Annotated in this window: 10 protein-coding genes; 5 read left to right on the forward strand and 5 right to left on the reverse strand. The window is 63.4% G+C overall.

All coding sequences use genetic code 11. The features are described 5' to 3' along the window. The first annotated feature begins 274 nt into the window (after window positions 1-274). On the forward strand, window positions 275-1,243 hold the full coding sequence (locus tag IVA81_RS02400; protein WP_247311688.1) for an ABC transporter substrate-binding protein: 969 nt from the start codon (window positions 275-277) through the stop codon (window positions 1,241-1,243). 201 nt (window positions 1,244-1,444) lie between these two features. Further along, on the forward strand, window positions 1,445-2,419 hold the full coding sequence (locus IVA81_RS02405) for a magnesium transporter CorA family protein (protein ID WP_247311691.1): 975 nt from the start codon (window positions 1,445-1,447) through the stop codon (window positions 2,417-2,419). 40 nt (window positions 2,420-2,459) lie between these two features. On the opposite strand, the gene IVA81_RS02410 is transcribed toward IVA81_RS02405, so the two are convergent. Together IVA81_RS02410 and IVA81_RS02415 are read right to left on the reverse strand one after the other, a co-directional pair. Beyond that, the gene (locus tag IVA81_RS02410; protein ID WP_247311694.1) at window positions 2,460-3,086 is read right to left on the reverse strand and encodes an alpha/beta hydrolase; all 627 of its coding nucleotides are present in this window, start codon (window positions 3,084-3,086) and stop codon (window positions 2,460-2,462) included. Next, window positions 3,083-4,021 carry a ring-cleaving dioxygenase gene (locus IVA81_RS02415; RefSeq protein ID WP_247311696.1) on the reverse strand — a complete coding sequence of 313 codons (939 nt, stop codon included), beginning with the start codon at window positions 4,019-4,021 and terminating at the stop codon, window positions 3,083-3,085. Before IVA81_RS02415 ends, IVA81_RS02410 begins: the two co-directional genes overlap by 4 nt. Before the next feature lie 128 nt (window positions 4,022-4,149). Between IVA81_RS02415 and IVA81_RS02420 the strand changes: the two genes are divergently transcribed. Together IVA81_RS02420 and IVA81_RS02425 are read left to right on the forward strand one after the other, a co-directional pair. After that, a complete protein-coding gene (locus IVA81_RS02420; protein ID WP_247311699.1) occupies window positions 4,150-5,058 on the forward strand; it encodes a LysR family transcriptional regulator in 909 nt (302 codons plus the stop codon). A gap of 271 nt (window positions 5,059-5,329) precedes the next feature. After that, window positions 5,330-5,806, forward strand: coding sequence for a hypothetical protein (locus IVA81_RS02425; RefSeq protein ID WP_247311702.1), 477 nt, complete (start codon window positions 5,330-5,332; stop codon window positions 5,804-5,806). A 354-nt stretch (window positions 5,807-6,160) separates the two neighbouring features. Here the strand turns inward: IVA81_RS02425 and IVA81_RS02430 are convergent, their stop codons facing one another. Genes IVA81_RS02430 through IVA81_RS02440 form a run of 3 tightly spaced genes read right to left on the reverse strand, consistent with a single transcriptional unit; the run spans window position 6,161 to window position 10,187 of the window. Continuing rightward, on the reverse strand, window positions 6,161-6,475 hold the full coding sequence (locus IVA81_RS02430; protein WP_247311705.1) for a hypothetical protein: 315 nt from the start codon (window positions 6,473-6,475) through the stop codon (window positions 6,161-6,163). Further along, complete coding sequence (locus tag IVA81_RS02435) at window positions 6,472-9,159, reverse strand: hybrid sensor histidine kinase/response regulator (RefSeq protein WP_247311708.1); 2,688 nt, start codon at window positions 9,157-9,159, stop codon at window positions 6,472-6,474. The genes IVA81_RS02430 and IVA81_RS02435 overlap by 4 nt, the downstream gene beginning before the upstream one ends. Further along, complete coding sequence (locus IVA81_RS02440; protein WP_247311711.1) at window positions 9,156-10,187, reverse strand: ABC transporter substrate-binding protein; 1,032 nt, start codon at window positions 10,185-10,187, stop codon at window positions 9,156-9,158. The genes IVA81_RS02435 and IVA81_RS02440 overlap by 4 nt, the downstream gene beginning before the upstream one ends. A gap of 294 nt (window positions 10,188-10,481) precedes the next feature. Here IVA81_RS02440 and IVA81_RS02445 point away from each other — a divergent pair, with 294 nt between their 5' ends. Beyond that, window positions 10,482-11,231, forward strand: coding sequence for a hypothetical protein (locus tag IVA81_RS02445; RefSeq protein WP_247311713.1), 750 nt, complete (start codon window positions 10,482-10,484; stop codon window positions 11,229-11,231). Window positions 11,232-11,297: the final 66 nt, after the last annotated feature.

The following is an 11,297-nucleotide window of genomic DNA, read 5'->3' on the forward strand; positions in this document are numbered from 1 at the left end:
CAAACCATCAGGCCCGCATAAAAGGCTGATACAGCCGTTCGCTCGCATCCACGCTGGCGCCAATACATCGGATTGCTGCAGCCTTTTTCAACGGAATCGACCCTAAGCCGACGATTGCTTAAGCCAGCGTAATGGGGCGGTCGGTGGTAGACCGGACGCCGAGCCACGCTTGCCTCGACCGCCCGCGTTCGAGCAATTTGAGCCACGGCCTTCCAGACGATTTGCCTGACTGCGCGGAACCTCTACGATGTGCTCCCGAGCCCTGGGGACCGACATGAAGCGGCGCGAGTTCATCACGGCACTTGGTGCCGCCGCAGCATGGCCACTCACTGCAACCGGTCAAACTCCGGCCAGATCAGCTCATGTTGTACTGCTGTCGCCGGTTGATCCGTCGGAGCTGGTCGGCCTTCGGAGGAATTTGCAGGACCTGGGTTATATCGAAGGTCGCAATATTCGGTTGGATATTCGAAGCGCCGCAGGACAAGTTGATCTTCTTCCAGATCTTGCCAAGGCAGTTGCGCGGGAAGGCGGCATCGACGCCATCCTCGCGCAGAGCTTTCCCGCGGCGATAGCGGCATACAGAGCGACGCAGACTATCCCCATTGTTGCCATTGTCGGGGTTGACCCTGTCGCATCGGGTCTGGCGGAAAGTCTCGCTCGTCCCGGCCATAACGTCACGGGAATTGCGATTTTCGCAGAGGAAACGAACGTAAAGCTCGTCGAATTGCTGCGCGAAGTTGCGCCGCGCGCGGTCCGTCTGGCCGCTATCGCAGCCATTACCGGCGGTGGCAATCTGAGCCTCGGTGCGGTTCAGGAAACCGGCCGCAAGCTGGACTTTGATGTCGAGATCATCAAGATTGCCGATACGGCCGATCTTGCAAACGCACTGCGCCCGGACGTCCTCAGCAGGTTCGACGCCTTGATGATTCCGCCGGATGTCGTGCTCTCGCGTCACAAGGCCGAGATTGTCAAGTTGATCGGCTCGAGCAACAAGCCTGCAATCTTTCCTTCGTCCGATTGGGCCGAAAGCGGCGGCCTGTTGGCTTTCGGGCCTGATCTTGCCGAAGCTGGTCGGCAATTGATCTTGCAGCTTGATCGCGTCTTGAAAGGCGCAAAGCCAGGTGATCTGCCGTTCGAACGTCCCACAAAATTCGCACTCAACATCAATCTCCATACCGCTCGCGCTATGGGAATCGAGCTGCCCCCGACGTTGCTCGCCCGTGCCGACAAGGTGATCGAGTGATCGCGCTCGTTGCCCGCCGGTTCAGCTTGCGCGGTGTAGCGGCATGTCGAGAAGCGGAGAGCTCGTTGGAAGCGAATTTCGCTCGAAGCTCAACGCAGCCCGTCGCAAGACATTGAACGTTTGGAACCCTGATGCGTTAGCACGTCAGATGACGGCCGGATGCACCGTCCGGCATGACGATGCGGCCACGGAGTTCGGTTCTTGCTCAAGCTTTACAGGTGGCCGTCCGACGACTGGCAGAGTATCGGTGCGGAAATGCCCTCGGAGATCATCTGGGCCGATCTCCTGAACGCGACTGACGAGGAGAAGCAGTTCGTAGAACGACTGCTCGGCATCCGCATCCCCTCGGAAGAATCCCTCAGCGAGATCGAAGCGTCTAGCCGCCTCATCCTCGACCACGGCACGCTCTATCTCAGCTCGCCGGCGGTCCGGCTCGACGAGGACAACGAGGCGGAGATCACGCCGGTGGGATTCGTCATCGACCCGCATGTGCTGGTCACGGTGCGCTTTGCAGAGCTGCCGATCTTCGACGATATCGGCAAGCGGATCGGCTCCGACGACAGCCTGGAGAACGGCATGTGCGTGTTCACCAGCGTGCTCGAAGCCATGATCGACCGTGGCGCCGATGTCCTGGAGCATCTCGGCGCGAAGGTCGACAGGCTCTCCCGCGGCGTCTTCAGGGGTGGCCTCGTCCGCACGCAACGGCCGGTCCGCTCCAGCCGCAGGATGCGCGAGGCGCTGGAGAACATCGGCGAGCTGGCCGATCGCCTCGCCAAGGCGCGCGACGTCTTACTCGGCGTTGGCCGCGTTGCGTCGTTCGCGGGCGATGTCGGCAGTGAATGGATCACGGCTGCGTCGAAGAAGCGCCTGGAGGCCGTGTCGAAGGACGTGGTTTCGCTCAGCGATTACGAGACGCGACTGTCCGACAAGATCCAGCTGCTGCTCGACGCGGTGCTCGGGTTCATCAACATCCAGCAGAACGAGCTGTTCAAGATTTTGACGATCGTGTCCGTCGTGGGCGTGCCGCCGACCATCCTGGTCGGCATCTGGGGCATGAACTTCAAGCACATGCCCGAGCTCGACTGGAGCTTCGGCTATCCGCTGGCCTGGCTCGCGATCATCGCCAGCGGTGTGCTGCCGCTGATCTGGTTCAAGCGGCGCGGCTGGTTCGATTGACAGGCGGCGCACCGTTCGGAAACGATGCGCCGCTGTTCGGTCATGCTGCCTCGGCGTCGACGTTGCCGATCCAGTCGCGGGCCAACGTCACGTCGGCTTGCGACAATTGGTGGCCCGCCGGTAGGATCCTGTGGCTCACATTCGCGCCAGCCTGCGACAGCAGTGCCGCGAGCCGTGCCGAATTGCCGGCCGGCACGATTGGATCGTCTTGTCCGGACAACAGCAGGACCGGCTTGCCCGCAAGATCGACTGTTGGCGGATCCGACAGCGGCACCATGGCGCGCAGCAGGATCGCGCCTGCAAGCACATCCGGCTTCAGCAGCAACAACGCGGCGGCGATGTTGGCGCCGTTGGAGAAGCCGACCGCAACCGGTGCGGTGATGCCGTATTGCTCTCGCGCATCCGCGATGAAGTCGCCGAGTTCGTGCGCGCGCCGGCGCACGTCCTCCTCGTCGAACACGCCTTCGGCGAGACGCCGGAAGAAGCGCGGCATGCCGTGCTCGAGCACGCGGCCGCGCGGCGAGAGCAGGGCGGAGCCTGATGAGATCAGTTTGCCGAGCCCTAGCAGGTCGGTCTCGTCACCGCCGGTGCCGTGCAGCAGCAGGAGCGGAGGGGAGCCTGCGCGGGTCGCGGGCTCGAAGCGATGGATGAAAGCACTCTCGGTCATGACGCGGTCTCTTCCAAATTCGGCAGAACGCCCTCGATCTGCTTGCGGTGTTGCTCGAGGAAAACAGGCAGCTTGAGGTCACGTCCCAGGGTCGCGACGGGCTCGTCTACGGCGAAGCCGGGGATGTCGGTCGCGATCTCGAACAGCACGCCGCCGGGTTCGCGGAAATAGATCGAGCGGAAGTAGTTGCGGTCCCGCTGCTCGGTCGGATGCAGGCCGTGATTGCTCACGAGCTTTTGCGCCATCCGGCCCTGCTCGGCATCGTCAGCCGCGCGGAAGGCGATGTGATGCACCGAGCCGCCGCCCTGATGGCCACGCAGGAAGCCCTTGGCCTCGTAGATGTCGACCACGCTACCCTCGACGTCGCCAGGTGTCTTGAAGCGGATCACCGAGCCTTCGCGTCCGGTCTCCTTGAAGCCGAACACGTCGGTGAGGACGGCAGCCGTCTTCGCCGCGCTGTCGAGCAGCAAGGTCACGCCGTGGAAGCCGCGGATCGCATGCTCGGCCGGCACCTCGCCATTGCTCCAGCCGGGCTCGCTCTCGGCACCTGATATGCCGACCAGCGCGAGCGCCATGCCGTCAGGATCGGTGAACGGCAGCACGGATTCGCCGAAGCGCTTCTCCAGCGCCTCGTAGGCAATGCCCTTTTCGGTGAAGCGCTGGGTCCAGTAACCGAGCGAGCGCTGCGGCACGCGGAAAGCGGTCTGGTGGGTCTCGCCGACGCCGCGACGCCCGGCCGAAACGCCCGCCCACGGGAAAAAGGTCAGGATGGTGCCGGGGCGGCCGGTCTCATCGCCGTAGTAGAAGTGATAGGTGCCGGGATCGTCGAAATTGACCGTCTTCTTGACGAAGCGCAGGCCGAGATCCCTCGTGTAGAAGCCGAAATTGCGGATGGGGTCGCCGGCGATCGCGGTCACGTGGTGCAGTCCAGACATTGTCGTCCTCCAAAGCTCGGGGAGCGTCTTGCTCTGGTGGGAAATATTGTTCCGCTTTGGATTGGAGACAATCCATGCAAATATGACCGCTATGTCTACGATTTGGAAACAATCGCCAGGGCGGGCCCTTGGATAAGCTCGGCAGTCTGCGGGCCTTCGTGAAGGTGGTCGAAAGCGGCAGCTTTGCCGAGGCAGGTCGGCAGTTGCGGCTGTCGCGCTCGGCGATCAGCAAATACATCGCCGACCTCGAGGAGAGTCTCGGCGTCCAGCTGCTGAACCGGACTACGCGGCATGCCAGCCCGACCGAGAACGGCCAGCGCTATTTCGAACGCGCGCTCGTCATCCTCTCGGAAGTCGAGGCGGCCGACCAGGCGGTGACGCAGGCCCAGTCGGCGCCGCGGGGGCTGCTCCGCGTCAACGCGCCGATGTCGTTCGGCACCATGCGGCTCGGGCCCGTGCTGGCCGATTTCATGGCGCGCTATGGCGAGCTTCAGCTCCAGATCGTGCTCAGCGACGATCTGCTCGATCCGGTCCAAGACGGCTTCGACGTGACCTTGCGGATCGCGGAATTGGAATCGTCGAGCTTGATCGCGCGAAAAATCATGCCGATACCGCGCATGATCTGCGCTTCGCCGGATTACCTCGCGCGTCACGGCACGCCTAGGCATCCGCAGGATCTGCGCGAGCACGCCTCGCTCACCTACGGCTTCCTGCTCACCGGCAACCAATGGAAGCTGACCGGCATTGATGGCGATCACTGGATCCAGCCGGCCTGGTCGCTCTGCGTCAACAATGCCGAAGTGCTGCGCGACGTCGCGATCAAGGGCAGGGGGCTGGCGCTGCTGCCCCAGTTCATTGCTGCCGATGCGTTGAAGAAGGGCCGGTTGCGAACGGTGCTGGGCGACTATTCTGCGCCGCCGCTCGCGCTCTACGCGGTCTATCCGCCGACGCGGCATTTGTCGGTGAAAGTGCGGCTGTTCATCGATTTCCTCGTCGAGCGTTTTGGTCGCGAGGAGGAGGCGGGCACGCCCATCTGATCAAGATGACCAAGACTTGCTTAGTAGGCGACCCACCGAGAGTCCAGTGCAGGTGGCTGGACACTATTATACCGTAACGGAACCTGAACTTTCTTCCCATCGCTTGGGACTCATACTTGCGTCCCGACTTCGCGCCTTAGGCTACAGCGAGCTTCAGTCGCTACCGGGGCGTTGCCGAGGGCTGCCTTTCGTGCCGCCGCGAAGAGCCGGGGCATGATGTGCAGCTCGCCGGCACTTCTCGACTTGATTTCAACAAGCGCAGGAGGAACCTATGCGGAAGTCTCTCACCTTTTTCCTTTCTGGCGTGGCATTGGCCGTCGCGGCGTCAACCGCTGTAGCCGGTGAGCGCGTGCTTGAGTTCAAGCTGGTCACGAAGCCGATCGACCTCAAGGTAATAGAGGCCGCAAACGTCGAAGGGCAGACGGTTGTGTCTGGCAAATTCTTTGGGGTCGCCGTCTTCAACGATGGTCGTATCGGAGTGAAAGAGTTCGTCAATACTTCGGACTTGCTCAAAGGGTCGGGCCCCTTCTTCGGCTATAGCACTTACACGTTCGAGGAAGGTTCGATTACGGCGCGCTACACCGGTTCGGCGAAAGACGGCAAATCGACGGGCGAATACACGATCCTGTCGGGCACAGGGGCCTATGCGAACGCCACGGGTACGGGGACAATCGAAAGCGCGCCGAACCCATTCAAGGGCGTCAACATGCTGAACATAAAGCTCGTCGTCAAAACTTCCGGCTCATGACAGCGCAATGTTCACAGGTCCCGCACGAAGGAAGTTGATCCCTTGTGTGGCGTGTTGGCCCGGCCGGCGGCACATTGCCGGCCGGGTTAGTGCTTGAGTGACGCTGAATAGGCTACCAGCGCGATCATGTCGTCGATGCTGAGATTCTCGACAACCAGTTTCATGAGTTCGCTATTGGCGCCCTTCCGCGCGCCCGATTTGAAGTCATAGAGCTGCCGAAACATGTAGGTGGGCGAACGGGACGCAATCCCCGGCGCGATGGCAGTCCCGTTGAGGTCAGCACCATGACAGACCACACACTGGACGCGCGGCTGGGTTTGCAATGGCTAGTTGGGGAGTCTATCGCACATCCTCCTAGTTTTCGATCTCGAGCCGAACCGCAACATCCTCACCAATGCGCGCAAGCCGACGCGCGCGTGTCCCTGCAATCGCAGATGAAAAATCGTGGACCAGCTCCTTCACATCGGGCGCCAAATTGGACGTGTTCACGACTTTGATCACATAGGGAGGTTTGAGGGCGTTCATCCCATCTCCAAAAATCGAGTCCAGAAATGCGCCCACAATGTCGCCATGCCATTCCGGCGCTCCTATTGCAGTCTTGAGCGCTTGCCGAAAATCCTGAGCGGTTTTCCAACTGCTGGCATCGAGTTCTATTTCGTGCATGGTCACTCCGAACGCTGCTCGACGGGCCTGAGCAGTTCGTCCAGCGCGCTTATCGAGGCCTTCTGAAGCGCGGCGAGCTTGCGGGCGGCGCTCTCGCATTCGGGCGCGGACAGCGTGGGCGCGGCCTCTTCGATCTCTCGGCAGCGCTCGAACAGGTGCGCGAGGCCGAGCGCGCTCGCCGCGCTGCCGAGCTGATGGGCGGATCGTGTGAGCTGCGCGTGATCGCCAATCTCTGCCGCCTTGCTGATGTCCGCGATCAACTTGTCGCTGGTCTCCTCCAGCAGGTGACGAAGTTTTGCGATTTGCGCCGCGCCCAGCAGCTCCTTCTGGTCATCGAGAAAGTGCAGGTCGATCAATGCACCTGCGGTAAGTTGTGCCGCTGCCGGGTCTTGGGAATCCTCCTCGATCGCCTCGCGCAGCGCGTTGATCAGGATCGGTTTGCTCACGACCTTGGCGATGCCGGCGCCGGCGAGCCGCTCGCGCGCGATGGACGACACGTCCGCCGTCACGGCGATGATGCGCGGCATCTTCGGCAGACCGAGCTTGCCGATCCGCGAGGCCGCCTCCACGCCGTCCATGTCGGGCATGTGCAGATCCATCAGGATGACGTCGAACGCCTGGTCGCGGGCAAGTGCGACGGCAGACGCGCCGTTCCTGGCGATGGTGGGGAGATGGCCGAGCCTCTTCAGGATCGCCTCGCCGACTTCGCAATTGACGGGATCGTCGTCGACCAAGAGCACGCGGAGCTGCCGCGACGGGATCGGAAGCTCGCCCTGCGCGACGCCGCTCGCGGCGAGGCCGAGCGGCACTTGAAGCGTGAACGTGCTGCCCGCGCCCGGCGTGCTCGCAACCGTCAGCTCCCCGCGCATCAGGCGGGCGAGGCGCCGCGCGATCGCGAGGCCGAGGCCGGTGCCGCCGAAGCGTCGCGCGATGCTGTCGTCGGCCTGCACGAAATCCTCGAAGATCCGCTCGTGCATGTCGGGAGCGATGCCGATGCCGGTGTCGCGAACGGTGATGCGCAGCAATATACGATCGTCGTGTCGCTCGGCGGCCGCGTTCACGGTGATCCCGCCTGACGGCGTGAATTTGATGGCATTGCCGATCAGATTGAGCAGGATGCGATTGAGCCTGACCGGATCGCCATGCACCGAGGTATGGACCGACGCATCGCAGGCGAGGTCGAAGGTCAGTCCCTTGCCGAAGGCCTGGGGACGCATCAGTTCGGCGGCCGCGTCGATGAGCTGGTCGAGGCGGAAATTGCGCGGCTCCAGAGTCTCGGTGCTGGCCTCCAGGCGGGCATATTCCAGGACGGCATCGACCAGTGCGATCAGCGTTTCGCCCGACGCCGCAGCGGTCGCGAGGTGGCGCCGCTGCGCTTCACTGATGCTGCCGTCGTCGAGCAATTGCAGCACGCCCATCACGCCGTTCAGCGGTGTGCGCAGCTCGTGGCTGACGACGGCGAGGAAGCGCGATTTCGTCTCATTGGCCGCCACCGCCGCGCTCCGCGCGCGCTCGGCGGCATCGTGCTCGGCAAGGGCGTGATCGCGCGCTTTCTCCAGCTCGGAGGTGCGCTCGACCACCTTGCGCTCGAGCGTGGCGTAGGAGTCGCGCAGGTGCGCGGCCATGCGGTTGAACTGGTCGCCGAGGGCTTCCAGCTCGTCGCCGGACTTGATCGCGAGCCGCAAGCCGAGATCCCCGCTCCCGATCCGCCGCGCGCCCTGCGTCAGGAGCTGGATCGGCCCCGCCATGCGCCGGCTGAGAAAGAGAGACACCAGCACCGCACCGGCCAGCAGGACGACGAGGAGAAAGGTCGAACGGCCGATCGATGCGTAAATCGGCGCATAGGCTTCGGTGAGCGGCAGCTCGACGAACACCAGCCAGCCGAGCGAAGGGACCGTCGCATAGGTCGAGAGCACGCGTTGACCGGTCAGATCCTCCTTGACCAATCCGCCTGAAGCCGGCCCCACGCCATCGAGCGCGGCGCGGACGTCCGCATGGCCGGAGAGGTCGCTACGCTGAAGTGCCCGCCACAAATCGGGATGCGCGATCAAGACCCCCATGCGATCGACCACATAGGCCTTGCCGGTATTGCCGACCCTGATCCCGGTGACGAGGTCCCAGATGAAGCGCAGATTGACCTCGGCGACGATCACATCGGGATTGCGGCCGGTGCCGCGCGTGGCAAGCGTCATGTACGGCTCGGTATCGCCGAAGAAATAGACCGGCCCGTAATAGGCCCGGCTTTCATTCGCGCCGCGAAAGGCGGGCGAGGCGGAGAGGTCGGCCTTGCTGCCGACCCTGTCGGCGACACGGCGCGACACGCGCACCTGCTCAAGCCCTCGCGAGTCCAGCTCGGCGATTTCCGCGATCGCCGGCGAGAGGCGCAGGAGACGGATCGCGTTCAGGCGCTCGTCCTCGTTGGTCGACAGCTCCGGCGGCAGACGCGAGAGCCATCTGATCTGGTTTTCGATCTGGCCGACGAAATGGCCGATCTGAATCGCCGCGGACGCTGCCTGCTCGCGCTGGGTTGCCGCCAGAAGCTGCTTCTGCTCGCGATAGGAGAACCAGACGTCGAAGCCGGTGTTGATGGCGAGCGCGGCAAAGGCGAGGGCGACGATCGAGTAGAGATATTTGCGGAACAGCCGGCCGGGAGGCGTCCGCAAAGCTCCCTGGTCGACCGTCTCGTTCACTCGCGGATCTCGTCGGCACGCGCGAGCAGGGTGAATGGCAGGGTCAATCCCAGCGTGCGGGCGACGGTGCGGTTGATCAGCAGCTCGTATTTCCGCGGCGATTGCACCGGAAGATCACCCGCCTTGGTGCCGCGCAGGATGAGATCGACGTAGTCGGCCGAGCGCACCTCCAGCGTCGGCCCGTAGCTCATCAACCCGCCCGCATCCATGAAATAATGGAACGGGTAGATCGTGGGCACGCGATATTTGTCGGCTGCCGCGACGACCGCCTTGCGGTTGACCACGAGGAAGCTATCGACCAGTGCGACCATCGCCGCCTTGGGCGGTTCGGAAATGCGCCTGATGGCCTCGTCGATCTCCGCAGGCGCGTCGACGGGGGCGGGGATCGCGGACACGCCGCATGCCGCGGCCTCCTGCTCGATCGATTCGAGGAAGAAACGCCCGCCGCGCGGCGTGGTCGCGGGGTTGAACAGGATGCCGACACGCGCGACGTCAGGCACGGCCTCGCGGATCAGCTGAAGCCATTTGCCGCCCATCTCGGCGGTGCTGTTGGTGAAACCGGTGACGTTGCCGCCGGGATGGGCGAGGCTTGCGACGAAACCGTTGCCGACGGGATCGTTGGCCGTGGCGAAAACGATCGGGATGGTCTTGGTGGCTGCGAGGACGGCTGCGGTTTCGATCGTCGATCCCGTCAGGATCACGTCCGGCTTGAGGTCGAGCAGTTCCTGAATCGCCGCCTTCAGCCTGTCCGGTGCGCCGAAGGTCGAGCGAAGCTCGAGGCGGAAGTTGACACCTTCGACCCAGCCGCGCTGCCTCAAGCCGACGACGAGACCGCCAAGGCGGGAGGTCGCGCTGTCGATCATGCTCCGTCTGGTCAGCTCGTCGTCAAGGGGCAATGCCGTCAGTGAGGCCACGATGCGCATGCGATCCGACGTTGCGCCGAGCGTGATCCATCCTGCGGTGGTTGCGCCCACAAGGCGAATGAAGCCGCGGCGATCGACCGCGAAAGCGGAACGCCGTTCGGTCATGGAATTCTTTGCATGATGGCTTGCCCCAGTTCGGATGCTTAGCGCGAACGGCCGGTGTCCACAATTGATGAAAAAATGCGCTTATGAATGCTCATTCGCAGCGTTTGGCAGCCCGATACCGTATTCCTACGCTGCCAGAGAGTCGCTGTTTCGAGTCTTGTCTCCTCCGTGGCGCCTTGTAACGCCTTGTGGCGTTGCAGCATTTCCGTCTCGGTTGCGACGACGGCTCGGGGAAGCCGATTTCGCAGCTGCCGATTTTTGAAGCGTTGTTTCAAGTTGTTTCGAAGGTTTTCGATGCGCAAAATCTATCTCATTCCGGCCGTCGTCGGCCTGTTCACTTCCGTTGCAGCCGGGCCGCTCGCGGCCCAGGGCGCCGTGCCGAAGCAGAAGGCTGCACCGGCACCCAGAGCCGCTGCCACCGGTGCTCCCGCTGCAGCCGGCACGCCCGTCGCCGCCGGGGCACCGTCGGCCGAGGCACCGGGAGCGGAGGACAAGTCGAAAGCGATTGACGGCTTCCGCTCCGCCAAGTTTGGCATGAACGAGGCCGATGTGCGCGCGGCGATGACGAAGGATTTCAACGTCAAGCCCGACACCATCAAGGCGCAGGACAACGCGTCCGAGCTGACGCACAGCATCCTGCTGTCCGTTCCGGACCTGCTGCCGAGCGGCGGGGCCGCCGAGCTCTCCTACGTGTTCGGCTACAAGTCGAAGTCGCTGATCCAGATCGGCGCCGTCTGGTCGAAGGGGACCGATACGGCGATGACGCCGGAGAAGCTGTTCTCCAACGCCAACATCCTGCGCGCCCATTTCATGGGGGAAGGCTTCAAGCCCGATTCCATCGCGGTCAACATGCCCGTCGCCGGCGGCATCGTGATGTTCCGCGGCAGCGACGCCAAGGACCGCTCGGTGATCCTGCTGCTCCAGGGCACGTTCGAAAACAAGGAGAACAACCAGCGTGTGCTGACGCCGACCAGCCTGCTGCTGTTCTACGTGGCCGACGCCAAGAGCCCCGACATCTTCAAGCTGCCCCCCGGCCAGTTCTGACGAGAATCTGATATGCACGGGCCGGCTGCGAGGCGAGACAAGAACGAACCGGGCTTGCGCGGACTT

The sequence above is a fragment of the Bradyrhizobium sp. 141 genome, from assembly GCF_023074055.1.
GTDB lineage: Bacteria > Pseudomonadota > Alphaproteobacteria > Rhizobiales > Xanthobacteraceae > Bradyrhizobium.

Excerpts from the sequence above, each read along its gene's own strand:
- IVA81_RS02445 (WP_247311713.1), top strand. The coding sequence starts at position 10,482 with ATGCGCAAAATCTATCTCATTCCGGCCGTCGTCGGCCTGTTCACTTCC.
- IVA81_RS02400 (WP_247311688.1), top strand. The coding sequence starts at position 275 with ATGAAGCGGCGCGAGTTCATCACGGCACTTGGTGCCGCCGCAGCATGG.
- IVA81_RS02415 (WP_247311696.1), bottom strand. The coding sequence starts at position 4,021 with ATGTCTGGACTGCACCACGTGACCGCGATCGCCGGCGACCCCATCCGC.
- IVA81_RS02425 (WP_247311702.1), top strand. The coding sequence starts at position 5,330 with ATGCGGAAGTCTCTCACCTTTTTCCTTTCTGGCGTGGCATTGGCCGTC.
- IVA81_RS02410 (WP_247311694.1), bottom strand. The coding sequence starts at position 3,086 with ATGACCGAGAGTGCTTTCATCCATCGCTTCGAGCCCGCGACCCGCGCA.
- IVA81_RS02440 (WP_247311711.1), bottom strand. The coding sequence starts at position 10,187 with ATGACCGAACGGCGTTCCGCTTTCGCGGTCGATCGCCGCGGCTTCATT.